Annotated in this window: 30 protein-coding genes, 2 tRNA genes and 3 pseudogenes; 19 read left to right on the top strand and 16 right to left on the bottom strand. The window is 57.9% G+C overall.

Annotation, left to right across the window (positions count from 1 at the left end; all coding sequences use genetic code 11):
• Positions 1-54 precede the first annotated feature (54 nt).
• Positions 55-1,584 (bottom strand): MFS transporter, encoded by a 1,530-nt coding sequence (locus TU81_RS02915; RefSeq protein ID WP_048393268.1) that lies wholly within the window; start codon positions 1,582-1,584, stop codon positions 55-57.
• A gap of 367 nt (positions 1,585-1,951) precedes the next feature.
• Entirely contained in the window at positions 1,952-2,791 is an 840-nt protein-coding gene (gene galU / locus TU81_RS02910; protein ID WP_010460715.1) for a UTP--glucose-1-phosphate uridylyltransferase GalU, read from the bottom strand.
• A 233-nt stretch (positions 2,792-3,024) separates the two neighbouring features.
• Between galU and TU81_RS02905 the strand changes: the two genes are divergently transcribed.
• A complete protein-coding gene (locus TU81_RS02905) occupies positions 3,025-3,237 on the top strand; it encodes a hypothetical protein (protein WP_038983191.1) in 213 nt (70 codons plus the stop codon).
• Between the two features lie 125 nt (positions 3,238-3,362).
• On the top strand, positions 3,363-3,644 hold the full coding sequence (locus TU81_RS02900; protein WP_038983723.1) for a hypothetical protein: 282 nt from the start codon (positions 3,363-3,365) through the stop codon (positions 3,642-3,644).
• Positions 3,645-3,821: 177 nt separating this feature from the next.
• Here TU81_RS02900 and TU81_RS02895 read toward each other — a convergent pair whose 3' ends face one another.
• Positions 3,822-4,052 (bottom strand): hypothetical protein, encoded by a 231-nt coding sequence (locus TU81_RS02895; protein ID WP_007935641.1) that lies wholly within the window; start codon positions 4,050-4,052, stop codon positions 3,822-3,824.
• Positions 4,053-4,124: 72 nt separating this feature from the next.
• Positions 4,125-4,481, bottom strand: a complete 357-nt coding sequence (locus TU81_RS02890) for a hypothetical protein (RefSeq protein ID WP_048393263.1) — start codon at positions 4,479-4,481, stop codon at positions 4,125-4,127.
• 212 nt (positions 4,482-4,693) lie between these two features.
• On the opposite strand from TU81_RS02890, the gene TU81_RS02885 reads away from it, so the two are divergent.
• From TU81_RS02885 to ada, 5 genes are all read left to right on the top strand, one after another.
• Positions 4,694-4,996, top strand: coding sequence for a DUF1883 domain-containing protein (locus TU81_RS02885; protein WP_038983189.1), 303 nt, complete (start codon positions 4,694-4,696; stop codon positions 4,994-4,996).
• 28 nt (positions 4,997-5,024) lie between these two features.
• The gene (locus tag TU81_RS30405; RefSeq protein WP_162232616.1) at positions 5,025-5,195 is read left to right on the top strand and encodes a hypothetical protein; all 171 of its coding nucleotides are present in this window, start codon (positions 5,025-5,027) and stop codon (positions 5,193-5,195) included.
• A 127-nt stretch (positions 5,196-5,322) separates the two neighbouring features.
• Positions 5,323-6,033 (top strand): 2OG-Fe(II) oxygenase, encoded by a 711-nt coding sequence (locus tag TU81_RS02880; protein ID WP_048393261.1) that lies wholly within the window; start codon positions 5,323-5,325, stop codon positions 6,031-6,033.
• Entirely contained in the window at positions 6,023-6,703 is a 681-nt protein-coding gene (gene alkB / locus TU81_RS02875) for a DNA oxidative demethylase AlkB (protein ID WP_048393259.1), read from the top strand. Before TU81_RS02880 ends, alkB begins: the two co-directional genes overlap by 11 nt.
• An 87-nt stretch (positions 6,704-6,790) precedes the next feature.
• Entirely contained in the window at positions 6,791-7,864 is a 1,074-nt protein-coding gene (ada, locus tag TU81_RS02870; RefSeq protein ID WP_048393648.1) for a bifunctional DNA-binding transcriptional regulator/O6-methylguanine-DNA methyltransferase Ada, read from the top strand.
• On the opposite strand, the gene TU81_RS02865 is transcribed toward ada, so the two are convergent.
• Both TU81_RS02865 and acuI read right to left on the bottom strand, forming a co-directional pair.
• Positions 7,828-8,316, bottom strand: coding sequence for a GyrI-like domain-containing protein (locus TU81_RS02865; protein WP_048393257.1), 489 nt, complete (start codon positions 8,314-8,316; stop codon positions 7,828-7,830). The genes ada and TU81_RS02865 overlap by 37 nt on opposite strands.
• A 53-nt stretch (positions 8,317-8,369) precedes the next feature.
• A complete protein-coding gene (gene acuI, locus TU81_RS02860; protein WP_048393255.1) occupies positions 8,370-9,353 on the bottom strand; it encodes an acrylyl-CoA reductase (NADPH) in 984 nt (327 codons plus the stop codon).
• Positions 9,354-9,513: 160 nt separating this feature from the next.
• On the opposite strand from acuI, the gene TU81_RS02855 reads away from it, so the two are divergent.
• From TU81_RS02855 to TU81_RS02830, 6 genes are all read left to right on the top strand, one after another.
• On the top strand, positions 9,514-10,575 hold the full coding sequence (locus tag TU81_RS02855; RefSeq protein WP_048393254.1) for an NAD(P)H-dependent flavin oxidoreductase: 1,062 nt from the start codon (positions 9,514-9,516) through the stop codon (positions 10,573-10,575).
• 223 nt (positions 10,576-10,798) lie between these two features.
• Positions 10,799-11,557, top strand: coding sequence for a molybdate ABC transporter substrate-binding protein (gene modA, locus TU81_RS02850; RefSeq protein WP_038983183.1), 759 nt, complete (start codon positions 10,799-10,801; stop codon positions 11,555-11,557).
• Entirely contained in the window at positions 11,558-12,238 is a 681-nt protein-coding gene (gene modB, locus TU81_RS02845; protein ID WP_048393252.1) for a molybdate ABC transporter permease subunit, read from the top strand.
• Between the two features lie 3 nt (positions 12,239-12,241).
• Positions 12,242-13,321, top strand: a complete 1,080-nt coding sequence (gene modC, locus TU81_RS02840) for a molybdenum ABC transporter ATP-binding protein (protein ID WP_048393250.1) — start codon at positions 12,242-12,244, stop codon at positions 13,319-13,321.
• A gap of 76 nt (positions 13,322-13,397) precedes the next feature.
• On the top strand, positions 13,398-14,435 hold the full coding sequence (locus TU81_RS02835) for a DNA topoisomerase IB (protein WP_048393248.1): 1,038 nt from the start codon (positions 13,398-13,400) through the stop codon (positions 14,433-14,435).
• A 69-nt stretch (positions 14,436-14,504) separates the two neighbouring features.
• Positions 14,505-14,762: a hypothetical protein gene (locus TU81_RS02830; RefSeq protein ID WP_038983179.1), complete on the top strand. Its 258-nt coding sequence runs from the start codon at positions 14,505-14,507 to the stop codon at positions 14,760-14,762.
• 63 nt (positions 14,763-14,825) lie between these two features.
• Here the strand turns inward: TU81_RS02830 and TU81_RS02825 are convergent, their stop codons facing one another.
• Together TU81_RS02825 and TU81_RS02820 are read right to left on the bottom strand one after the other, a co-directional pair.
• Positions 14,826-15,287: a MarR family winged helix-turn-helix transcriptional regulator gene (locus TU81_RS02825; protein WP_231669742.1), complete on the bottom strand. Its 462-nt coding sequence runs from the start codon at positions 15,285-15,287 to the stop codon at positions 14,826-14,828.
• 8 nt (positions 15,288-15,295) lie between these two features.
• Positions 15,296-15,811, bottom strand: coding sequence for an AAA family ATPase (locus TU81_RS02820; RefSeq protein WP_048393246.1), 516 nt, complete (start codon positions 15,809-15,811; stop codon positions 15,296-15,298).
• Positions 15,812-16,093: 282 nt separating this feature from the next.
• Here TU81_RS02820 and TU81_RS02815 point away from each other — a divergent pair, with 282 nt between their 5' ends.
• From TU81_RS02815 to TU81_RS02805, 3 genes are all read left to right on the top strand, one after another.
• On the top strand, positions 16,094-16,324 hold the full coding sequence (locus TU81_RS02815) for a hypothetical protein (protein WP_008012835.1): 231 nt from the start codon (positions 16,094-16,096) through the stop codon (positions 16,322-16,324).
• A gap of 302 nt (positions 16,325-16,626) precedes the next feature.
• Entirely contained in the window at positions 16,627-16,911 is a 285-nt protein-coding gene (locus TU81_RS02810; RefSeq protein WP_048393242.1) for a hypothetical protein, read from the top strand.
• Between the two features lie 46 nt (positions 16,912-16,957).
• A complete protein-coding gene (locus TU81_RS02805; RefSeq protein WP_048393241.1) occupies positions 16,958-17,383 on the top strand; it encodes a hypothetical protein in 426 nt (141 codons plus the stop codon).
• A gap of 201 nt (positions 17,384-17,584) precedes the next feature.
• On the opposite strand, the gene TU81_RS02800 is transcribed toward TU81_RS02805, so the two are convergent.
• A complete protein-coding gene (locus tag TU81_RS02800; protein ID WP_048393239.1) occupies positions 17,585-17,824 on the bottom strand; it encodes a hypothetical protein in 240 nt (79 codons plus the stop codon).
• A 103-nt stretch (positions 17,825-17,927) separates the two neighbouring features.
• On the opposite strand from TU81_RS02800, the pseudogene TU81_RS30635 reads away from it, so the two are divergent.
• Positions 17,928-18,032, top strand: a pseudogene (locus TU81_RS30635) (site-specific DNA-methyltransferase); the annotation flags it as partial.
• 46 nt (positions 18,033-18,078) lie between these two features.
• Here the strand turns inward: TU81_RS30635 and TU81_RS02795 are convergent.
• The 4 genes from TU81_RS02795 to TU81_RS02780 all read right to left on the bottom strand — a co-directional run bounded on the left by TU81_RS02795 (position 18,079) and on the right by TU81_RS02780 (position 20,296).
• Positions 18,079-18,339, bottom strand: coding sequence for a hypothetical protein (locus TU81_RS02795; protein WP_038983173.1), 261 nt, complete (start codon positions 18,337-18,339; stop codon positions 18,079-18,081).
• Between the two features lie 410 nt (positions 18,340-18,749).
• Positions 18,750-18,836, bottom strand: a tRNA-Leu gene (locus TU81_RS02790).
• Positions 18,837-19,030: 194 nt separating this feature from the next.
• Positions 19,031-19,104: transfer RNA gene (locus tag TU81_RS02785), tRNA-Cys, on the bottom strand.
• Positions 19,105-19,390: 286 nt separating this feature from the next.
• The gene (locus TU81_RS02780) at positions 19,391-20,296 is read right to left on the bottom strand and encodes a helix-turn-helix domain-containing protein (RefSeq protein WP_038983168.1); all 906 of its coding nucleotides are present in this window, start codon (positions 20,294-20,296) and stop codon (positions 19,391-19,393) included.
• A gap of 393 nt (positions 20,297-20,689) precedes the next feature.
• Here TU81_RS02780 and TU81_RS02775 point away from each other — a divergent pair.
• A pseudogene (locus TU81_RS02775) lies at positions 20,690-20,845 on the top strand (sugar ABC transporter substrate-binding protein); the annotation flags it as partial.
• A 189-nt stretch (positions 20,846-21,034) separates the two neighbouring features.
• Positions 21,035-21,808: an L-iditol 2-dehydrogenase gene (locus TU81_RS02770; RefSeq protein WP_048393236.1), complete on the top strand. Its 774-nt coding sequence runs from the start codon at positions 21,035-21,037 to the stop codon at positions 21,806-21,808.
• A 30-nt stretch (positions 21,809-21,838) separates the two neighbouring features.
• On the opposite strand, the gene TU81_RS31070 is transcribed toward TU81_RS02770, so the two are convergent.
• The 3 genes and pseudogenes from TU81_RS31070 to TU81_RS02760 all read right to left on the bottom strand — a co-directional run bounded on the left by TU81_RS31070 (position 21,839) and on the right by TU81_RS02760 (position 24,061).
• The gene (locus TU81_RS31070; protein ID WP_390176077.1) at positions 21,839-22,564 is read right to left on the bottom strand and encodes a methyl-accepting chemotaxis protein; all 726 of its coding nucleotides are present in this window, start codon (positions 22,562-22,564) and stop codon (positions 21,839-21,841) included.
• A 132-nt stretch (positions 22,565-22,696) separates the two neighbouring features.
• Positions 22,697-23,452: pseudogene (locus TU81_RS31065) on the bottom strand (MCP four helix bundle domain-containing protein); the annotation flags it as partial.
• A 168-nt stretch (positions 23,453-23,620) separates the two neighbouring features.
• Positions 23,621-24,061, bottom strand: a complete 441-nt coding sequence (locus TU81_RS02760) for a CBS domain-containing protein (RefSeq protein ID WP_038983164.1) — start codon at positions 24,059-24,061, stop codon at positions 23,621-23,623.
• Between the last annotated feature and the right edge of the window lie 12 nt (positions 24,062-24,073).

Here is a 24,073-nt window from a genome sequence, read left to right as displayed (position 1 = left end):
CTTTGCGCTGAAATGCTCGGGCCGTGCGATGCGCGGCCCAACCTCCGCTTTCGATCAATGGCCCTTTGCAGATTGCGTTTTTGGTGTCCGCAGAGTGCGCCAAGCAATCAAAATCGCCATGAGTGCCAAGCCGAACGTCACCCACGAAACCAAACTAATCCCACCTTCGAATGCCCTTCCCGCCTGCGTCATCAATTCTCTTGCTTGATCACCCGACAAGTCTGCCGCCACATGATGGGCGCCAGATAGCGTTTCACTCGCCAGAATCATCTGCACTTCGGTCAGAAACCCCGGAAGCTGCAATGCACCGCGATAGTGGGCAGTGACGAGACCGCCGAGCACTGTCGTCCCCAAAACTACGCCCACTTCATAGGCCGTTTCGCTAATGGCCGACGCGGCGCCAGCCTTTGCTGGTGGTGCGGCTGACAAAATCACATCATTGGACACCGTCGCGATCGCGCCCACGCCAATGTTCAGCAAGGCAAAAGACACCACTAGAACGGTCAGGCTACTTCCCATGCTGGCGACCAGCAAAAACGCCGTTCCAGCAAACGCCATCAAAATCGGTATCAGCACATGCACCTGTAATCGCTGTGCAACAGGCACGACCGCCATTCCCACTACAATCGCCATGATCTGACCTGGGACCAACGCGAGGCTAGCACTCAAGGGCGACATCTGAAGAACGATCTGCAGGAACTGAGTGGTAAAGAATACGAAACCGACGAGAAACGCGAGACTCATCAAATTAATCGCGACAGAGCCGCTAAAGGTGCCACTGCGGAACAAACTCAGGTCCATCAACGGCACTGGCAGACGTAACTGTCGACGCACAAACATCCTGCCTGCAACTGCGCCTACTGCAAATGTTGTCAGCGCCATCCAGTCGATACCATTACTGGCGCTGTGTTTAATGCCATAAACAATGGCACCAAGGGCTACCATCGATTGCAGGATGCTTATCGGATCCAACGGTCCTGAAGCATCTCGCTCGGATTCGGGCAACAACAATGGCCCCAATACCAGCAGTGGCACCAACACGGGCACCGCCAACAGGAAAATCGACCCCCAACTGAAAAACTCCAGCAATACCCCGCCCACCAAAGGACCGAGTGCCGAGCCGACCGTCAACGTCGTTGCCCAGATCGCGACTGCTAGCCTGCGTTCTTCTCGATCCTCGAACACCGAACGTATCAACGCCAACGTTGAGGGCATCAGCATTGCACCGAAAACGCCCATACAAGCTCGCCCGGCAATCAGTTGCGTGGCGGTATCGGAATACGCGGTTAGCACCGACACAATGGCAAAACCCAAAGACCCGGCCAGCAACAACTTACGATGACCGATTCGATCTCCCAGACTGCCCATCGACACCAGCAATCCCGCCAAGACCAGCGAATAAGCATCGATCATCCACAACTGCTGGCTAGCGCTTGGACGCAGGGCCTCGGCAATTTTTGGTAGCGCGAATCCAAGCACCGTATTATCAACTGTCACCAGCAACACAGGCAGCATCAGCACGCTTAGGCCTAACCAACGTTTTGATCTCGCTCCGCGGTGTGTCGCCTCACTTATTAATGCCATGGGTAAAACTCCTTACTGCACACAAAAAAATTCACGGGACATTTTTCAATGCGCCCGTGAAACGTTTCCTACGCGCTTCCTTGGCGAGGATTTAATCAGTTCAGCAATGAAAAAACGTGCTCAAACGACTGCCCAATATATTTGAAACTCTCCGTAGGCTGCTTCTGAATTCGCCGTAATCCTGATCTGTACGATCAGCCTCACCGACTCGACAGACATTTAAGTGTTGATCGGCGTAGAGCCTTTTTTCCTGTCACCCACACAAAAGCAAACGCCCCGAACAAGTCGGGGCGTTTGCTTGGGCCTTCACCCGTGTGTTTTCACACAGTCTGAAGGTGGCTTTTCAATACAAGCAGCTCAGGCGCTATCAGTAAGCCTTGCCAGTCTTGTAGAAGTTCTCGAAGCAGAAGTTGGTCGCGTCGATGTAGCCTTCGGCGCCACCGCAGTCGAAACGCTTGCCTTTGAACTTGTAGGCCATGACGCAGCCGTTTTGTGCCTGCTTCATCAGGGCGTCGGTGATCTGGATTTCGCCGCCCTTGCCTGGCTCGGTTTGTTCGATCAGGTCGAAGATGTCCGGGGTCAGGATGTAACGGCCGATGATCGCCAGGTTCGACGGCGCATCTTCAGGCTTTGGTTTTTCAACCATGCTGTGAACGCGGTAGATGTCGTCGCGGATCATCTCACCGGCAATCACGCCGTACTTGTGAGTTTCTTGCGGATCGACTTCCTGAATGGCAACGATCGAGCAGCGGAACTGCTTGTACAGCTTGACCATCTGGGTCAGTACGCCGTCGCCTTCCAGGTTTACGCACAAGTCATCCGCCAGTACCACGGCGAACGGTTCGTCGCCGATCAGCGGACGGCCAGTCAGAATCGCGTGGCCCAGGCCTTTCATTTCGGTCTGGCGAGTGTAGGAGAAGGAGCAGTTGTCGAGCAGCTTGCGGATACCGACCAGGTATTTCTCTTTGTCGGTGCCCTTGATCTGGTTTTCCAGCTCGTAGCTGATGTCGAAGTGGTCTTCCAGGGCGCGCTTACCGCGACCGGTGACGATGGAGATTTCGGTCAACCCGGCGTCCAGTGCTTCTTCGACGCCGTACTGGATCAGTGGCTTGTTTACCACCGGCAGCATTTCTTTGGGCATGGCTTTAGTCGCTGGCAGGAAGCGAGTACCGTAACCGGCTGCTGGGAACAAGCATTTCTTGATCATATAAGTCCTTGAAAGGGCTGTGTGTTCGAGTTTCGGCGCAGTCTAATCAGGCGGCGGGCACCTTACAATGCCCCGCGCTGGCTAACCGATGCCATCATAGAGAAATAAACCGGCGAATAGTTCAATCGCCTTCCGGTTCGACGGTTCGAGCGGTCCCACTCTACGCCCATGAGCGCCGTTTGCGTGCATTTGACGTATCATGGCCGCCTTGATCCCGCCAACGAGGCAGTTATATGTCGGCAGCACAAAACGCAAACGGTTATTCGGTCAGCCAGGACGAGGACGGTCAGTGGTGGATAGTCAATTACCACGGCGAACAGGTCGCCGGCCCATTGCCCAGCAAGGCGATGGCGGTGGAAGTGGCTGCGGTGTTCCAGGACGACCGCTCTGCCCCGGCCGCGCCCCGTGAAGCAGCGCCAGTCCGGAGCCCCCGCCGCAAGAAATGACCAGGACCGGCCCCGGCAAATGCCGTTCGAGCATTGAACGGGGACTCGGTGATGGGTTTATCTGTACCGAAATGGCCATTCGCTATACCCTCGCGCCAGCCCTTCCCTTCCCGATGACTGATTTCATGAAAACGATACTGGCGCTGTTTGCAGTTCTGGCCTTGGCGGGCTGTGCCTCGGCTGAAAAAACCTACCTGGACAATGGTGAACAGGGGCTGACCATCGATTGCTCCGGCGAGGCCAATTCCTGGGCCACCTGCTACGAAAAAGCCGATGCCTCTTGCGCCGGCACCGGCTATCGGATTGTCGGTACCGATGGCACACCTTCGCCTGAGGAAAGCGACAAGACCTTGGGCGTCGACGTCGGCAACTACAAAAATCGCAGCGTGGTGGTGGTCTGCAAGTAGGGCTCCCAATGCCGGTAAGTTAAGACACTTGAGCTACGCAAATCCTGTGGGAGCGAGGCTTGCCCGCGAAGAACGATGACGCGTAATACCTGAAAAACCGCGGTGCATTCTTCGCGGGCAAGCCTCGCTCCCACAGATTCTGTGTCTTAACTTACCGGCATTAGAGCTCCCCCTGCCCTACATATGGATTTCGGCGAATTTGATCCCGAGCCCGCGCACGGTCTCGATCAAATCGTCGAGGCGGCTGAAGGACTCGACTTCATCGTTGTCATCCACCAGGAAAAAACTGCGCCCGGCGCTTTTCTTGAAAAACACGATCCACTCCCCCGGATTTGCCGGGTTCTGAATCACGTGGGTGGCAGAGATATGACCCTCTGCATGGCGCTCCCGCACCTGCTCTCGCTTCATGCTTGACTCCAGAAATGACAATGCCGTCAAAGCGCGACTTTGACGGCATCGATGCTGACCGGGGGTAGTTTATCAGCCGGATATGCACGCGGTGGCGGCATTGCGCACATCCCATGGGCGCAAAGGCACATTGGAGATGCGTTCATGCAGCTTGATGCTGCTGCCGCCGGAGCGGTCTTCAATTTCAAATACCGCTGCCGGCCCCGAGGAGAACTTCTGCGGCACGATAACCCGCACGCCTTCCTTGTGCGGCTCGACTTGCAGCGCTCCACGGCTTTCGGCCAGTTTCTGGACCAGGCACTGCGCGTACTCATGGGGTTTCTTGCCTGAAATCACGCTCATAGTGGGCAGCGACTCATTGATGTCCGAGACACTCGCACATCCACCCACTGCCAATGCCAACGGCACGACCAGAACACCCCACTTCATACAAAACCTCCGATAAAGACCCTCCGACAGCACAAATACTGTTTTTCTCCGAGGCTCATTGCTTTTATCGCTCATAGAATTCCGAATAACTGTTTTTAATTGTCAAAGCGCACCCCGACAGCCGGATAATAACCTGTTCGGGCTGATAAACTGCGCTAATCGCCCATGCTATCGTTTTGATTTTGTAGAAAAAGCCCTTCTGGAGGCGCCTCATGAAATTTATCCACCAGCGCGAGCACCTCAACGAAGACGACATCGTCGTCATTCAGTGCTCCCAAATGTGCAACATCCGCTTGATGAACGACGCCAACTTCCGCAGCTTCAAGAATGGCGGCCGTCACACTTACCACGGTGGCGCATTCGACACCTTCCCGGCCCGCATCACTGCGCCGAGCACTGGTTTCTGGAACATCACCATCGACATGGTCACCCGTCGGCCGATCAGCGTGACCCGCAAGCCGAGCCTGACGCACTCGATCAAGATCATCCGCCGCTCCAGCTCGAAACTGAGCTGAGCCCACACGAAAACAGGCAGGTATGACCGTGGCCCAGACGACCAAATACGTCATCAAATACAAACTCAACGGCGAGCGCCGCTTTGAATTCGCCCAGCTGGAGAACGGCACGGAAGAAGAAGCCAAGGCTGCACTCGACGTCATTCATGGCCAGACTGAAGATGTCATCAGCGAGATCAGCGTGAGCAAAGCGTTGTAAAGCGATCTGGAGCGACAACATGGACGTCTGCTCCCCTTTCGAATTCGACCGCAAGCGCCGGAGTGTCCACTCCCGCAACGCTCACTAAACTGGCCGCCTCGACCTTTTGGTCAAGGAGTCAGACCCCTTGTTTACCGACCCGATTCACAATGATGCCCTCGACTGGAACGCGCTGCAGCAGCAACTCGACCAGGATGGCTACGCCGTTATCAGGTCGTTTTTAAGCCCTGAGACCTGCGATGAAATAAGCGCCCTGTACGACCGGCCCGAACCCTTTCGCTCGAAAGTGGTGATGGCTCGCCACGGTTTTGGCCGTGGTGAATACAAGTACTTCAAGTACCCGCTGCCAGATCCGGTGGCCCGGTTGCGTAGCGCGCTCTACCCTCGACTGGTTCCAATCGCCAATCGCTGGCACGAATGCATGGACCTGCCGACCCGCTTCCCCGAATCGCACGAAGCATTTTTGCAACGCTGCCATGCCGCCGGTCAGGAACGTCCAACACCTTTGTTGCTGCAATACGGCCCGCAGGACTACAACTGTTTGCATCAGGATCTGTACGGCGAACACGTCTTCCCGCTGCAAGTGGCGATTCTTCTGTCAGAACCGGGAGAAGACTTCACCGGCGGTGAATTTGTGCTGACCGAACAACGCCCACGGATGCAGTCACGCCCGCAAGTCATCGGCCTGAAGAAAGGCGACGCGTTGATTTTTGCCGTGAATCAGCGCCCGGTAAAAGGCGTTCGCGGCTATTACCGGGTGACCATGCGTCACGGGGTGAGTCGCCTGCACAGTGGAAAACGGCATACCCTTGGAATCATCTTTCACGATGCGTTATGACCCCATGAGCCCGATCACCCTCGATTTGTTTGCCGATGCCGAACCCGAGCAACAACCCAGGCGCGAGCAAATCGGCGAACAATCCTACGTGCTTAGAGGCTTCGCCCTGCCGTGGTTCGACCGGTTGCTGCCGGCGCTGGAGGCGGTTCTGGCAGCCGCGCCCTTTCGGCAGATGGTCACACCCGGGGGGTTTACCATGTCGGTGGCACTGAGCAGTTGCGGCACCTGGGGCTGGACCACCGATCGCAGCGGTTACAAGTACACCCGCAACGATCCGCAAACCGGCCTGCCCTGGCCTGAAATGCCCGAGGTGTTTTTCGAGTTGGCGCAAGCGGCGGCGCGAGAGGCAGGGTTTATGGATTTCGTACCGGATTCCTGCTTGATTAACCGCTATGTCCCTGGTGCCAGGATGTCGTTGCATCAGGACAAAGACGAAGGTTCCTACGCGGCACCCATTGTGTCGGTGTCCTTGGGGTTGCCGGCCACATTCCTGTTCGGCGGCTTCGAACGCAGCGCCAAAAGCCAACGTGTGCCGCTGATGCACGGCGATATTGTGGTCTGGGGCGGCGTGGACCGTTTGCGTTATCACGGCGTATTGCCGATCAAGGAGGGTTATCACCCTCAGCTGGGCGAACAACGGATCAACTTCACCTTTCGTACCGCTGGATGAAACCGTTGAATTCGACCGCAAGACCCGGAGTGTGGCGTCTCTGTCGGCTGGTTAATCTGCATGAAACGGGTCAACGGACATGAAGCCATGACAACTCATTCGAAAAATATCGCCACCGAAAACGATCCTCGCTGGGCCGCCGTGGTCGCGCGTGATCCCCGCGCCGACGGGCAGTTTGTGTATGCGGTGAAAACCACCGGCATCTACTGCCGCCCCAGCAGCCTGGCACGCTTGCCGAAACCGCAGAATGTAGAATTCTTCGACACCGCCGAGCAAGCTCAGGCGGCAGGTTATCGTCCCAGCAAACGGGCCGCGAAGGATCAAAGCGACGTCGCCGCACAGCACGCCACGACCGTGGCCGCCGCTTGCCGTCACATCGAGTCCGCCGAGACGTTGCCGGCATTGAATGAACTGGCGGACGCGGCCGGCCTGAGCAGTTTCCACTTCCATCGTGTGTTCAAGTCCATCACCGGCCTGACGCCAAAGGGTTACGCCACGGCCCATCGCTCACGCAAGGTGCGCGAACGCCTGGCGGACGGCGGCACGGTCACCGACGCGCTGTATGACGCCGGATTCAACTCCAACAGCCGTTTCTATGAGGCGGCGGATCAAGTGCTGGGCATGAAGCCCGGCGATTACCGTGCGGCCGGGCAGAACAACGACATTCGTTTTGCCGTTGGCCAATGTTCCCTCGGGGCGATTCTGGTGGCGCAAAGTGAGCGCGGCGTCTGCGCGATTCTGTTGGGGGACGACCCGCATCAATTGGTCTGTGATCTGCAGGACAAGTTTCGCCGCGCCAACCTGATTGGCGCCGATCATGAGTTCGAGCAGTTGATCGCTAAAGTGGTGGGTTTTATCGAAGCCCCGGCGCTCGGCCTGGACTTGCCGCTGGACGTACGCGGCACGGCGTTTCAGGAACGGGTGTGGCAAGCGCTGCGGGAGATTCCCGCCGGCAGCACCGCCAGTTATGCCGATATCGCTCAGCGCATCGGCGCACCGAAAGCCGTGCGCGCCGTGGCCCAGGCCTGTGGCGCGAACAGCCTGGCAGTAGCGATCCCTTGCCATCGCGTGGTGCGCAGCGACGGCAACCTGTCGGGCTATCGCTGGGGCGTGGAGCGCAAGCGTCAGTTGCTGGAACGCGAAAACGCGGCTGAGTCCTGAATGCCGATATAGACCGCCACGGTCTCCGGGCCGGTGTAGACCTCGAAGTCCGTGGCGAACTTGCGGCGAACCTGCGGGTTATCCTCGAAGTAAGCCCAGATCAGGCCCCACGTCTGAATGACGCTGTCGGGCATCGGCCCTTTGGCGCTGAACACCAGGTAATCGCCACCCTCAATTTGAATCTGCGCAAAGTCCTCGGAGGGCGCGGTAACCGCCGCACCCGCGGTCACATCGAAGTGGCCCGAAGCGTCGGACTCGTAGCTGGAATAGACGCCGTACATAAACGAATCCGGCTGTTTGTGGGCGATCTTGTCGAAAACGTCCTCAACGAAAAATCGTTCCCACATAGGGCCGATACGCGCGGTATCTGGCTGCTGTTCTGCGACATTGAGGGTTCGCACCTGCAAACCCGAGACGCTAAAGGGCAGCACTTCACGTAGCTTTACATCCATTGTCGCTATTTCCTTGTTTCTACAGTGTGTCTGTTTGATTGGCGCCAAGACGATCAACGATTGACGTCGACCACCACCCGGCCGCGCAACTGGCCGGCTAGCAGGCGCTGCGCTGCGTCGATGGCTTCGCTCAAGCCGATTTCGTGACTGATCAGTGGCAGCAAGGCGAAGTCCAGATCCTTGGTCAGGCGATTCCAGGCCAGTATCCGCTTGGCTTTGGGCTGGGTCACGCTGTTGATGCCGGCCAGGGTCACACCGCGCAAAATGAACGGCGCGACGGAGGCAGGGAAGTCCATGCCTTGTGCCAGACCGCAGGCGGCGACGGTGCCGTTGGCCCGAGTGCTTGCGCAAGCGTTGGCCAGCGTGTGGCTGCCGACCGAGTCGATCACCGCCGCCCAACGCTCCTTGGCCAACGGTTTGCCCGGCTCCGACAACGTGGCGCGATCGATGATTTCGCTGGCGCCCAATTGCTTGAGATATTCGTGCTCAGAGGTGCGGCCAGTTGACGCCACCACGCTATAGCCGAGTTTGCTCAGCAGCGCGATGGCGAAACTGCCGACGCCACCGTTGGCGCCCGTCACCAGCACTTCGCCTTGACCGGGATTCACGCCGTTGTGCTCCAGCGCCAGGATGCTCAGCATCGCCGTGTAACCGGCCGTGCCGATGGCCATTGCTTGCGCTGCGGTGAACGCTTTGGGCAGCGGGATCAGCCAGTCGCCATTCAGGCGAGCTTTCTGCGCCAATCCGCCCCAATGTCCTTCACCCACACCCCAGCCATTGAGCAGGACTTGATCACCGACCTTGTAGTCCGGATGACCGCTGACTTCGACAGTGCCTGCCAGATCGATCCCCGGCACCATCGGGAATTTGCGCACCACCGGGCTGCTGCCGGTGATCGCCAGGCCATCCTTGAAGTTCAACGTGCTGTACGCCACGCGCACGGTCACATCGCCTTCAGGCAATTGATCGTCGTTGATCTCTTGCAAGGTGGCCCGGTAACCGCTGTCGTCCTTGTCGATCAAAATGCCTTTGAACATCACTGCCTCCCGATGGAATCACTCAGTTGTCGTGCTGTTGAAATAGCACATGAAAACACATCGCCGTAGCCGACTTTAAGCCAATCCTCAAACTCGACTGGCCTTGTGTCAGTCATTACTGATACAAATTCGCTTCTACCGACGTCGGAGAACACTGCACATGAGTCAATGGCCAGACACCCGCATTCTTGACCTGCTCGGGATCGAACAGCCGATTATCCAGGGCCCCTTGGCCGGCGCGACGACGTCGGCCATGGTGATTGCGGTGAGCAACGCTGGCGGCCTGGGCTCGATGCCCGCCGCGATGCTGAGCATCGAGCAGTTGCGTGAGGAGCTGAAAACGATTCGCCAACACACCCAGCGCCCGTTCAACGTCAACTTCTTCTGCCATCAACCTCCGCCGCCCGATGAGCAGCGCGCCCAGGACTGGAAGAACCTGCTGGAACCGTACTATCGGGAATTGGGGGTCGATTTCGACGCGCCGACGCCGGTGTCCAATCGCGCACCGTTCGATAATGCGGCCTGCGAAGTGCTCGAAGAGTTTCGTCCTGAAGTGGTGAGTTTTCACTTCGGCCTGCCGGAAAAGTCGCTGCTGGATCGGGTAAAAGCCACCGGGGCGAAAGTTCTTTCCTCGGCGACTACCGTCGAAGAAGCCATCTGGCTGGAGCAGCACGGTTGCGACGCGATCATCGCCATGGGTTACGAGGCCGGCGGCCACCGGGGGATGTTCCTCAGTGATGACCTGAGTAGCCAAGTGGGGACCTTTGCCCTGGTGCCACAGATCGTCGATGCGGTGAAAGTGCCGGTCATTGCGGCGGGCGGGATTGGAGATGCACGGGGCGTCGCGGCGGCTTTTGTGCTGGGCGCTTCGGCGGTCCAGGTGGGCACGGCTTATCTGTTCACGCCGGAGGCCAAGGTCAGCGCGTCTCACCAAAAGGCGTTGCGCACGGCCAAGGAAAGCGAGACGGCGGTTACCAACATTTTCACCGGACGCCCGGCGCGGGGGATTCTTAATCGGGTGATGCGTGAGCTGGGGCCGATGAGCGCCAAAGCGCCGGTGTTCCCCCTGGCGGGCGGTGCGTTGATGCCATTGCGAGCGAAAGCAGAGGCGGATTTCAGCAGCCTTTGGGCCGGTCAGGCGTTCACGCTGGGCGTTGAAATGACCTCGGCAGCGCTGACTCGGCGTTTGGCGGATGAAGCGTTGGCCAAATTGACTCACTAGACACAAAACCTGTGGGAGCGGGCTTGCTCGCGAAGACGACGGCACAGTCAACATTGATGTCGCCTGACACACCGCCTTCGCGAGCAAGCCCGCTCCCACAGGTTCCGCACTTAGCAGCACTCAATGCCAACCCGCTCTCTGCACCCGACAAGTTCCGTTTACAGGCGATTCGCTATATATTCCGCTATATAGCGTTTCATCTCGCCTACCACGGAGCCGTTTCATGATCATTCGTGCCTCACGTATTGCCCCCGCGTGCCTGTTCACCGTGTTCGTTTTCGGCTCCGCCCAGGCGGATGAAGTCCAGGTCGCCGTTGCTGCCAACTTCACTGCGCCGATCCAGGCCATCGCGGCCGATTTCGAGAAAGACACCGGGCACAAACTGGTCACCTCCTTTGGCGCAACCGGCCAGTTCTATACCCAGATCAAGAACGGCGCGCCGTTCGAAGTGTTCCTCTCGGCAGACGACACCACTCCGCAAAAACTCGAGGCCGACGGCGACACGGTCAAAGGCTCGCGCTTCACTTACGCAATCGGCACCCTGGCGCTGTGGTCGGCCAAGGACGGTTACGTCGACGCCAAGGGCAAGGTGCTGAGCGACAATCAGTATCAGCATTTGTCCATCGCCAACCCGAAAGCCGCCCCATATGGCCTGGCCGCCACTCAGGCACTGGCCAAGCAGGGCCTGACCGACAAGGTTAAAGACAAACTCGTCGAAGGCCAGAACATCACCCAGGCCTACCAATTCGTCTCCACTGGCAACGCCGAACTCGGTTTTGTGGCCTTGTCGCAGATCTACAAAGACGGCAAAGTCACCAGCGGTTCAGCCTGGATCGTCCCGGCCGATCTGCATGACCCGATCAAACAAGACGCGGTGATCCTCAATAAGGGCAAGGACAACCCGGCCGCCAAGGCACTGGTTGACTACCTCAAAGGTCCGAAAGCCGCCGCTGTTATCAAATCCTACGGTTACCAACTCTAAATGACGCTATCGAGTGCCGATTATTCCGCCATCTGGCTGACTCTCAAACTGGCGTCCCTGACGACCGTGATCCTGTTGATCATCGGCACTCCGATTGCGTTATGGCTGTCGCGCACCCGGTCCTGGCTGCGCGGCCCGATCGGGGCGATCGTCGCCCTGCCCCTGGTGCTGCCGCCCACGGTGATCGGCTTTTACTTGTTGCTGGCGCTCGGCCCGAACGGCTGGATCGGTCAGTTCACCCAATCGCTGGGCCTTGGCACCCTGACCTTCAGTTTTGCGGGGCTGGTGATCGGCTCGGTGCTGTACTCGATGCCGTTCGTGGTCCAGCCGCTGCAGAATGCTTTTTCCGCCATCGGCACTCGACCATTGGAAGTGGCTGCCACCTTGCGCGCCAATCCCTGGGACACGTTCTTCAGTGTAATTCTGCCGCTGGCTCGCCCCGGTTTCATCACCGCGGCCATTCTCGGTTTCGCCCACACCGTCGGCGAGTTCGGCGTGGTGCTGATGATCGGCGGCAACATTCCCGACAAGACCCGCGTGGTCTCGGTGCAGATCTACGATCACGTCGAAGCCATGGAATACGCCCAGGCCCATTGGCTGGCCGGGGCGATGCTGGTGTTCTCGTTTGTGGTATTGCTGGCGCTCTACTCCAGCCGTAAAACCAAAGCGGTCTGGAGCTGATCGATGATTCATACGCGCTTGAAACTGAATTATTCGGGATTCGCCCTGGATGTGGACCTACAACTGCCCGGCCGCGGAGTGACGGCGCTTTACGGCCATTCGGGTTCGGGCAAAACCACCTGCCTGCGCTGCATCGCCGGCCTGGAGCGGGCCGAACAGAGTTTTATTCAGGTGAATGATGAAGTCTGGCAGGACAGCGACAAGGGGATTTTCGTCCCGCCGCATAAGCGCGCCTTGGGTTATGTCTTCCAGGAAGCCAGCCTGTTCCCGCATTTATCGGTGCGGGCCAATCTGGAGTTCGGCCTCAGGCGCATCCCTCGCCAACAGCGCCGGGTCGACATGGCGCATGCCACTGAGTTGCTGGGGATCGGCCATTTGCTGGACCGCGATCCGCAGAACCTTTCTGGCGGCGAGCGCCAGCGGATCGGCATCGCTCGCGCCCTGCTCACCAGCCCGAAATTATTGCTGATGGATGAGCCGCTGGCGGCGCTCGATACCCAGCGGAAAAACGAAATCCTGCCGTACCTGCAACGGCTGCACGATGAGCTGGACATCCCCGTGCTGTACGTCAGCCATTCTCAGGATGAAGTCGCGCGGCTCGCCGACCACCTCGTCCTGCTCAGCGACGGCAAGGCTTTGGCCAGCGGCGCCATCGGCGAAACCCTGGCCCGGCTCGATTTGCCACTGGCGCTGGGCGACGACGCCGGCGTGGTGATCGAAGGACACGTCAGCGCCTATGACGCCGATTATCAGTTGTTGACCTTGCAGCTGCCCGACACGGACTTGAGCATTCGGGTCGCCCATTCGCCGATGGCTGAAGGCCAGGCACTGCGCTGCAAGGTCCAGGCGCGGGATGTCAGCCTGAGCCTGCAAGGCGTCGAGCAAAGCAGCATTCTCAATCGCCTGCCGGTCACGGTGATCAGTGAAATCGGCGCCGATAACGCCGCTCACGTACTGATCCGCCTGAACGCGGCCGGTACACCGCTGTTGGCGCGGATCACCCGCTATTCCCGGGATCAGTTAGGCGTGCACCCCGGACAGCAACTCTGGGCGCAAATCAAAGCGGTGGCGGTGCTGGCATAAAATCTGTCGGCACCCCGGCAACGGTACGCGGTCAATGGCTTAACGACCCATGATTCGTCGCCCAGGATTGCCCATCATGCCAGATACCGCGTTGCCCGATGTTCTGCCGCCCGACCTGCATTACGTCGATGACAGCCAGCCCGGCATCACCCGCAAGCTCCTGCGCGGCAAGTTTTGCTACTTCGACCCGGCGGGTCAGCGCATTACCGATCCGGATGAAATCAAACGCCTCAATACACTCGCGGTGCCGCCCGCCTACACCGATGTATGGATTTGCCCCGACCCGCGCGGCCATCTGCAAGCCACCGGCCGCGACGCTCGCGGCCGCAAGCAATACCGTTATCACCCGCGCTGGCGGGAAGTGCGCGATGCCGACAAATACTCGCGCTTGCGGGACTTCGGCCAGGCCCTGCCGAAACTGCGTAAACAGCTTGAAACTCTGTTGGCCGCGCCCGGCTTCAGCCGCGACAAGGTCATGGCCACGGTGATTACCTTGCTCGATGCGACGCTGATCCGGGTCGGCAACACGCAATACGCCCGGGACAATCGCTCCTATGGCCTGACGACCTTGCGCAGCCGTCATGTCGAGGTCAACGGCAGCGCGATTCTGTTCCAGTTTCGTGGCAAGAGCGGCATCGAGCACCAGATCACCGTCAAAGACCGGCGCCTGGCGCGAATTATCAAACGTTGCCTGGAGATTCCTGGGCAAAACCTCTTTCAGTATCTGGACGAAAACGGCGAACGGCATACCATCAGCTCCTCCGACGTCAACGCCTACTTGCAGACGCTGACCGGCGCCGATTTCACCGCCAAGGACTACCGCACCTGGGCCGGCAGTGCACTGGCGTTGGCGGTGCTGCGCGAGTTGCAGTGGGAATCGGAAGCCGACGCGAAGCGGCATGTGGTGGAAATGGTCAAGAACGTCGCCCGGCAGTTGGGCAATACCCCGGCGGTTTGCCGCAAGTGCTACATCCATCCGGCGGTCGTCGATGGTTTCATGCGGGGCGCATTATCTGAACTACCGCGATCGAGGGGACGTAAAAGACTCAGGGCCGAAGAAGTCGCGCTGGCTGTGCTTCTGGATAAACTTATCGAGACGGCCGAAACACCGTAAGACCTCTTCCATGCGAACTAAACCGACGAACTGACCTGCCCTTTTTTTGCGTGATTGCAAAGGGCTTCTATGCTTGATCTGAATACGAATAGCTTCGGTGACGCCATGGAAGACATTTTCGTTGTGAAACGCTGCAACAAGATCATTATTCATGGTCGCCGGGCTGGAGAACCCGATCACCCACCCCCCGACGCTGCCGTCTGGTATCGCATCGCCGATACCCGCACTCGCGGCTTCATCGGTGACGGCTTCGATCTTGAAGAGGACGCCGCGCGCGAATGTCGGCGGCTTAACGCGGTCAGCTCGCCGAAGTCCCGGCAGGCCTGAAGCCGGTTCGTTTCATTTTCGGCGCCCGCATAATTCGAAATGACTGCCCCAATCCTGGCGCTTCTAACTATTGGACGAGTTCATCCCTGCCAGTCGCCCGAGTAGTGCTGATGCCGCCTCGATCTGTTCTGATGCAACCCATTCGGTTGCATCTTGTGCAACAGTGCGGACCGACGTAACTGCATGGCCCAAGAGCTGGCGCCCCGAATCTGTGAGTGTTGCGTAGCCCACTCGTGCATCCCTCGGGTCAGGCTGTCGTGATACCAGGCCCAATTTTTCCAGGGGAAGCAAGCTGCGAGTGACACCGGAGGCGGTCAAGCCCAGGCGCTCAGCCAAGTCCACTCGACGCAGCCTGCCACCCGGCGCGCGTTCAAGGTAATAAAGGGTCATGAAATCGGCAAAACTGAGCCCGTGCAAGCCGGACAACACGTTATCAAGGCGCCGCGTCAAATTGGCATAGGCGCGCGACAATCTGATGCAAAACTCAAGTCCTGCGTCCGCACTGCCATTGTCATCTGTATTCACGACTCTGCTCATTCTTGCGGTGCTCGCACAAGGTGCGAGTCCGACAGTTCACTGTCGGTCGGATACTCAAAGCAGGACTCCATAGCCCCAAACATCCCCGGTGTCACATCGAACGAATAAGTTTCCCCCTTCTCCGCGTTCCTGCGAAGCACACGTTGTCTGCGAATTGGCAGTGGGGCGTCGACAAAGTGGAAAAGCACCACATGCCCCGCTTGTTCAACCTTCGACTTGATCGAATCCCGATCCGTTTTTTGAAGCAAGCCAAGCTCCAGAATGACATCTGTTCCGGTGCCAAGTATTTGTTGTGCGACTGACCAGACCTGGACCTGGCATCTGGCCACGCGAGGCATGACCCACGACATGTCCATTCGTTCAGGCACGTCAGCCCCGAACATCGCCTGCATCCACTCGTCAATGGCGAAGCGAACACCGTTGACCTCTGTGGCAAGTGTGCGGGCAAAGGTTGATTTTCCTGCAGCAATCGGTCCGTAAATGAGGTGAGCGGTTCGCTGATCGTTATTCATGGTGGCTTCTGGTTATTAGATGATTAATGCTTGAGCACACAACCATAGCACATGCATCTTGCAATAAAGTCATGAGGATTGTTCAGTTCAACCGGAAGACGAGATGCGCACCGTTACGGCTGCCCGCAACACCTTGCGTACGATTCTTGCGAATTCTGCGGGCTTCTTATCTGGGTCTATACTCAGAGGAGCTGAAGGATCAGCGACCCATCGGCAGAAAGCTCGCTCCTCGCGGGCTTTTTGTTGCCCTTTACCCGATTTCTTTGAACGGAGGTGTATGTCATGTCCGAGAAAGAGTCCATCACCACCCTGCTTACCCTGCTTGATTCCCGTCAGGCGCGCCTTGCCGCTGCATGCAAGGAAATCGCCGATTGGGTTGATAATCAAGGGGGGCATCCGACAGCCCTCAGGATTCGCGATCGTCTGAATGACATCGAGAAAGACACGCCGCAGATTCGCAGCGCGCTCTCTTCACTCAAACCTGTCGAGCCGCCGCTGCCTCGTTTCAGATGAGTCGACCAAGATACTCAAACCAGGGATTGAGCCCGAGTCAGGACGCCTGATCGGTGATCATCATCGTCACCAGGCTTACACCTGTCTGCGCTACACACCCACCCGGCCAAATTTGCCGGGATTTTTTGTTTGTGTCTTTTCCCATTTCACACGGCCTTCACAACTCATCCCCTACAGTGCATCCACTCCTTTCAAGAAATCCCCTGGCCCGCCCGCATGCGGGCCTTTTTTTGCCTGCTATATAACGAACGAACGCCCTCGCCCGTCTGTCGAACGATTACATATCGAGAAGGAGATACCCCATGGTCACTCACTTCAAAGTCGGCGGGCACCTGGCCTGCGGACACAAAGGCAGCAACCTGACTTCAAGCAGCGTACTGACCCGCGTGAAATGCAGAAGCTGCCGCAACACCGATGCGTTCAAAGAAGCACGCAAAGACGAACGCAACGCTGCACGTCGGGCCGCACGCAAGGCCAAAGCCACCCACACCGCCAATGACTGGCGCGCAGCCTGGACCCAGCGGCTGATCGAAATGCCCGGTTTGCAAAGACTGCCACGCGGTTTCACCGGCCAGCCATTCGTGTAGCTGACTCCTGATCCCCATACGGGGCGCTATAGGAGAGGAAATACCGATGAACAGACTTCTTCTGCTTCTGATCGTCTGCCTGTGCCCGACGTGGGCGATGGCGCAAGGGTGCGACGTCAAAACCCGATCGCAAAGCCCTTCAGTTCCCGTGATCGAAACACATTCCTGCTATGAGTACGAAGGCATGCCCGTGGACTCTATAGATTGGTCCTGCAGCAATGAGAGCAAGGAAATGCTGACCAGCACCAAGAAAAAAGTCGCACAGTGCGGCGATCGCTATCGGGCCACCTGCTTGGGCACATTGACTCCTGAGGCGCTGGCCAACCCTCAATCCATCAGCAAGGACAAGAACAGCAAACCGCTGAACATCCCCGACAATGCCCAAGTCATCACGTATTACTACAGCATCGAGAACCTGCCGCAGGCCAAGATCGATTGCGAAACCGGTGGTGGGAAATGGACGGAGAAGTAGTGTTTGATGTGGATCTGTAGCAGCTGCCGAAGGCTGCGTTCGGCTGCGAAGCAGTCGTAGAATCAGAAATTGCGGTGCGTCAGGCAGACAGTGTCAGCCGGACTCACCACTGCTGCGAAGCTGGCGGCACGCTGACGCTGCGCGGACTTCCCCGCCAGCTCACCGATCAGCTCACGCGCGCAGCTAACCCCTCTCTTATTGCTACAGACGTTTCTGTTCAATGAGTGCTTGAGCTATTTTGTCCAACTCTTCATGGGCTGCAAGCTCGTCAGTCCAGCGCCCTGCCACCTCTTGGTAGTACTCGACCGCTTTGGGGCTATCACCCTCTGGCTGAATAGGGCCGAGAAACGCCACCTGCGGCGGACCATCCTTTTGCGGGCCGAACGTGATCCACACTTTTGGGTCGCCCTCTGGATAACCATACGAATCCCAATAAGCCATATCGACTCTCCTCAATCCGGCCTCACGCCGGTCCATCAACCAATAGCTCACAAATACACTTCATGCCAGCCGGCGAGGCCCGGCGCCTGACTGGAAACCAATTATGATCCTTTCCCACCAGATACTGGTTGGCGATTGCATCGAGATGATGCGGACGCTGCCTGACCAATCAGTGCAGTGCTGCGTGACCAGCCCGCCATACTCCGGGCCGAGTTATTCGGCGATGAGTGACACTACCCTGTCGGCGAGCTTTTTCAGGCGTTCTCCACAATCAGTCGATGCTTTGTAGTCTCTACACGCGTAATCGCAGGCACTTGGCCCTGCCGAGAGTGGATCATCAAATATTGCTGGGTGCGCTCAGTATCAAAGACCTGATTTGCTGCCTCCATCTCCTCAATCAACTGCCGATTGACTGAGTAATAGCCACAACTCGCACATTTAAACTCATCAAAACTGCCTACTGGATAAGCCTTCTCGGCGGTATCTCCACATACGACGCAGACAGTGATGCTCATACGCACCTCCGTTGAATGATCTATCAACTGTAGCTGATCCCGAAAGCGCGGAGAGTATGCAGGTGCGAACTGGCGGGTGCATCCGGCCGCCAAGTCGTTCCGTGATGCACATGACCACCACTCATGCCGGCGGCAGCCAGACGCTAGCAGCAATCATCTGACGCCGATGCTGGCCTGCGTGACGAAAATGGACTTGACCTATTTAATCGGCCAGCGAGTAACGGTGGCCATGTTGTGCAAGAGGTTTGATATGGCCAGGGAGGCCGCTGGAGTGACAGAGCAGTACATACGCAACCGCAAGGGCAAAAAAGTTTCGCCAACCAAGTGAGTTGCGGACCAACTCCACAATAGCGGACCAGAAACAAACAAGGGTTTGCATTAGCTTTCGCCCGCAAACCCTTGATTTTAGATGGTGCCCGAAGCCGGAATCGAACCGGCACGCCCTTACGAGCGGGGGATTTTAAGTCCCATGCGTCTACCAGTTTCGCCATTCGGGCGGTAGCGCGGTAAAGCGGTCTGAAGACTGACCAATAACGATCTGGCAGTTCTGACGCTTGTGCAACAGAGGGGGAAATATATACATCCCGCTCCGGTGAAGCAAGTTCGCAAAGATCCTTTTCAAGACTAAATCTTGCAGGACTGCGAAATAAAAAAGCTCCGTAGATCATGGATCTACGGAGCTCGTTTAAAGTGGAGGCCGAAGTCGGAATCGAACCGGCGTAGGTGGATTTGCAATCCACTGCATAACCATTTTGCTATTCGGCCTCAAACATCTGATGTCAGTAGCACGACACCAAACGTGTAAACTCGTATCTGGAAACAAGATTCTAATCTAGCTTCCAACCCTTTGAAATCTAAGGGGTTTTCGTCTTCCCTAAGCAGGAATGGACGCAATTCTGGACTGGTTCGAAAGGCATGTCAAGAACTGGAGGAAAATAATTCAAGGTCCGTCCCGTCAACTTTAAAAGATCGCAGCCTTCGGCAGCTCCTACATGGGTCGCGTACATCCGTAGGAGCTGCCGAAGGCTGCGATCTTTTGATCTTGTGCCCTTTAATGACTGACCGCCACCACCCGTTGCAACCGCTGTCGATACTGACTGGGCGTCTCCTGCATTTCATGCCGAAAGTGTCGATTGAAATTCGACAGGTTGGCATATCCCACTTCAAAGCAGATATCCGCAACGCTGAAACTGCTTTGCACCAGCAAACGGCAAGCGCGCTGGACGCGCAGTTTGCGCGTCAGGTCGACGAAGGTATGGCCAGTGGCGCGTTTGAAGAATTTGGAGAAGGCCGGTTCATTCATGTCCAGGCGCTGGGCGATGACGGACATCCGCAGCTCATCCGCGAGGTCGTTGAGGATGTAGTCGAAGACAATGCTCATGCGCTGGGCCGTCAATGCGTCGAGCATCGGCGCATATTGCAGGCTGGCGAGCGTCTGTCTTTCACTTTCGGGGGCCGATGCCAGTAACTGCAGCAACGACAGGAACAGGCACAATCGCTGCAATCCTTCGCACTGGCCCATGTCTTCCAGCAGTCGGGCCGCTTTCTTGCGGGTAACGCCATGAAACTGAATGCCTTGGGCCGCTTGGCGAAACAGGCTTTGCAACTCGCTGAGTTCAGGAACCTTGTCGCGCAGTTGCATCAGCATCTGACCATCGAATTGCAACACGACGTCGCGGCCGGCAATCACCTCCCCTTTGCCCAGGTCGCTGATCCAGTCGTGAGGCAGGCCGGGACCGATCAGGGCGACATGGCCGGCCTCGAACAAGCCGATGTAGTCACCGGCCAACAGCCGTCCGCTGCCTTCGCGGATCAGGTGGATCTCGAATTCCGGATGATGGTTCCAGCGCGCAAGGTCGAAGGGATAGTCATGCTCATACCAACGAAAGCTGTGCTGGGGCTCGTTCAGAATGACTTCAAGCGCTGGTGGCTTGTCTGCGGTTACGTGATGGTTCATCACCCTGGCGATTCCATTTTCGTTGGTTTTATCAAAGCTACCGCGAAGTCCGGGACGAGTCGAAGCTGATTCGAAACTCTACGGCGCTGTTATCAGATTCCCCCTAAACAGGTAGCACGCCTAGCGCGCTGGATGGCGGGCACTGATACTTTTTTTCCATGGTCCTGCGTGGTTAAAAAAGTATCAGTGCCGCGTATGCCGTTCATTTGTTCACCGCTTGGGTTGCTGTAATCCTGTGGTCATCCCGTTGCGGCGATGACTCGCACCGAGGACTACAACAACAATAAGAGCTTCTGCCGCCCAAGGCGCAGAGCGGAGAACACGATGAAGATCATTCCAAGCGCGTTTTTTCTGTCCGCCGGCCTGTCCTCTGCCCTGCTCTGCCAGGCGGCCGAAACGGCGACCATTCCTGAGTTCCAGGCCATCGGCACTTCGGTCGGCAAGCTGCTGTCTGCGGCGCTCACCGGGCAGATGCCGGTTGAGCAGGCTCTGGCCTCGGCCCAGCAAACTACCGAACGCGAGATGAAGCGCGCTGGTTATCCCAAGTAGCAACGACTTGATGCAATTCCTGTGGGAGCGGGCTTGCCCGCGAAGAGGCCGGCACATTCAACATTGATGTCGTCTGACACGCCGCCTTCGCGGGCAAGCCCGCTCCCACAGGGTTCTTCGCAGACTAACGACCGATTTTAATGCCCTCAACGAGGGCGTCTCTCTAGCACTAATGAATGGATGGAAAAAATGAAACGTCTGGAAGGAAAAAGCGCCCTTATCACCGGTTCTGCCAGAGGTATCGGGAGAACGTTCGCGCAAGCCTATATCCGCGAAGGCGCTACGGTCGCGATCGCAGACATCAACCTGGAACGCGCGCAAGCCACCGCTGCCGAGCTGGGGCCGAATGCCTATGCGGTCGAAATGGACGTGACCGATCAGCAATCGATAGACAGTGCAATTGCCGCGGTCGTCGCGAAAACGGGCAAGCTCGATATCCTGATCAACAACGCGGCACTGTTTGATCTCGCGCCGATTGCGGAGATTTCTCGCGACAGCTACGAGCGGCTGTTCTCGATCAACGTGTCCGGCACCCTGTTCACGCTGCAGGCCGCGGCCAAACAGATGATCCGCCAGGGCCACGGCGGCAAAATCATCAATATGGCCAGTCAGGCCGGTCGACGCGGTGAAGCGCTTGTCGCGGTGTATTGCGCGACCAAAGCGGCGGTAATCAGCCTCACGCAATCGGCCGGTCTCAATCTCATTCCCCACAAGATCAACGTGAACGCCATCGCGCCGGGCGTGGTGGACGGCGAGCATTGGGATGGCGTCGATGCGCTGTTCGCCAAATATGAAAACCGGCCGCTCGGGGAAAAGAAAAAACTGGCGGGTCAGGAAGTCCCGTTCGGACGCATGGGCACGGCAGACGATCTTGTCGGCATGGCGATCTTCCTGGCATCAAACGAGAGCGAGTACATCGTGGCACAGACTTATAACGTCGATGGCGGCAACTGGATGAGCTGACTGGCCCAAGGAACAGGGCCAGCCAATGCCTCAAAGACGAAACCGATCCACCGATTGCGAGAGCTGGCCTGCCAGGGTGGACAGCTCATCGGTGGTCGAGGCGGTCTGGTTGATGACCTTGCTGTTGCCTTCGGACATGCCAGCAATCATTTCCACCTGGTGCGCAATTTCGTTGCTGGCCAGGCTCTGCTCACCGATGGTGCGGCTGATGTCATTGACCAGCTCAGTGGTGCTGAGCGTGGCCTGGAGGATTTCGCGGATGGCACGCTCGACGTCGGCGGTCACCGCCATGCCTTTGTCGACCTGCGCGACGCCCGCCTCCATGCTGGTGACCGCCTCACGGGTGCTTTGCTGGATGCGCGCGACCATGGCGGCGATTTCCTGGGTGGAGGCGCTGGTGCGGCCCGCCAGGCTGCGCACCTCATCGGCCACCACGGCAAAACCACGGCCCTGCTCACCGGCGCGAGCCGCCTCGATGGCGGCGTTGAGCGCCAGCAGGTTGGTTTGATCGGCGATGCCCTTGATCACCTGAATGATGCTGAAAATCCCCTCGGACTCTTTGTCCAGAGTGCGAATCACCTGGGCCGATTGCTGCGCCGAACGTGCAATACCGTCCATGTCGCTGACCACCTGATGGATCACCCGACCGCCGTCCTTGGCCAGCTCCTCGGCCTGATTGGCCATATCCAGTGCGCGCTCGGCATGCCGGGTGATTTCTTCGATGCTCGCGGTCATCTCACTGGCGGCCGCGGCCATGGTGCTGGCGGCGACGCTTTGCTGCTGACTGCTGCCCGCGACCTGATGGCAGCCGCTGCTCAGTTGCTGGCTCATGCCGCTCACGCCATGGGCGTTGCTGCGAACCACCTCGATCATGCCGCGCAGGTCGCGTTGCATGGTCGCCAGGCTGCGAATCAAGGTGCTGGCTTCGTCCTTGCGGGTGGGCTCGACAATAGGTTCGCTCAAATTGCCATGGGCGATGCTCTCGGCAATGCGACTGGCGATCTGCAACGGCCCCATGATGCTCAGGATGACCCAGCGCCCTTGGGCGAGCAGCAATAACAAACTGGCAATGAGGACGGTGCCGAGGGTGAAGTTGGCACTGCTGATAGCTTGCGCAGTGCCCGCGCTGGTCTGTTGGGTGCTGGTTTCGATCAGCTCGCTGAGAGCGCCCATCTGGTCTTCCAGTTGGCTGAACGCGGTATTGAACGTGCCGAGTTGCTGCTGTGCGGTATCCGGATTTTCCAGCGCCAGCGCGACAATGCGTTCGGCGGCACTGATGTACGTATCAAGGCTGGGCTTGATCTTGTCCAGTGCTGCCTTGAGGGTGGCGTTGACCGGCAGCTTGAGGTTGTCGCCGAGCATCTCCCGAAAATGCGCCGCATGCTCATCGAGGGAGCTGCGCACTTCTGCTTTGCTGCTGTCGCTTTTGCCCAAGCCGACCAACATTGCCGAAAACACATCCGCGCGTAGCGCATCGTGCATCATGTCGGCTTCGAGGTGGTTGCGCAGCGCGGTCATGCTGACCTCGTTGTCACTCACCGCTTCAGCCATCCGGGTATTTCCCAGATAGCTGACCAGGCTCACGATCAGGGCGGTGAGCAAACTGGTGCCGATCAACAAAAACAAACGCAACTTTATGGACATTCGATGATTCCCCTGGCGGCATCTGCATGGTCGGCTGACTTGCTTTGCTCTTGGGGTTATCGACTGTTCCAACCGGTTACTTAGGCTTATTTCCGTTTGAGCCGTTTTTTACGACCTGTGGTATGCCCTTATCGCGTTTTGATTTTGTGATTCGGCGACGCAGCGTGCTCAGTGCCCGCGAATGTAGTGCTCCAGTTGCCGAATCAAATCGGCCTGCTCGACGATGGCTTCCTTGACCAGATCACCGATCGACAACAGTCCGATCAGCTCACCGCTCTCCAGCACGGGCAGATGGCGCAAATGACTGTCGGTCATGACCGCCATGCAGCGCTCGATGCTCTGCTGACTGTCGGCGGTCACCACCGGCGCGCTCATGATCTCGCGCACCGGCGTACCGACCGAAGAACGGCCCTGTAGCACCACCTTGCGCGCATAGTCGCGCTCGCTGATGACGCCGACCACCTGCCCGTCTTCGATGACGGGCAACGCGCCGACGTTCTTCTCGGCCATCATTTTCAGGGCGTCGAGGACCATCTCATCCGGTGCGATGCTATGCACCTGCTGGTTTTGCACGATTTTCAGTTTGAGCAACTGTGCGGCTGTCTTCATCAACGTTCTCCG

Origin of the sequence: Pseudomonas lini (assembly GCF_001042905.1) — a bacterium.
In the GTDB taxonomy this organism is placed as follows: Bacteria; Pseudomonadota; Gammaproteobacteria; order Pseudomonadales; family Pseudomonadaceae; genus Aquipseudomonas; species Aquipseudomonas lini.
Note: the sequence above shows the minus strand (reverse complement) of the source record. Positions and strands in the feature narration are given on the sequence as shown.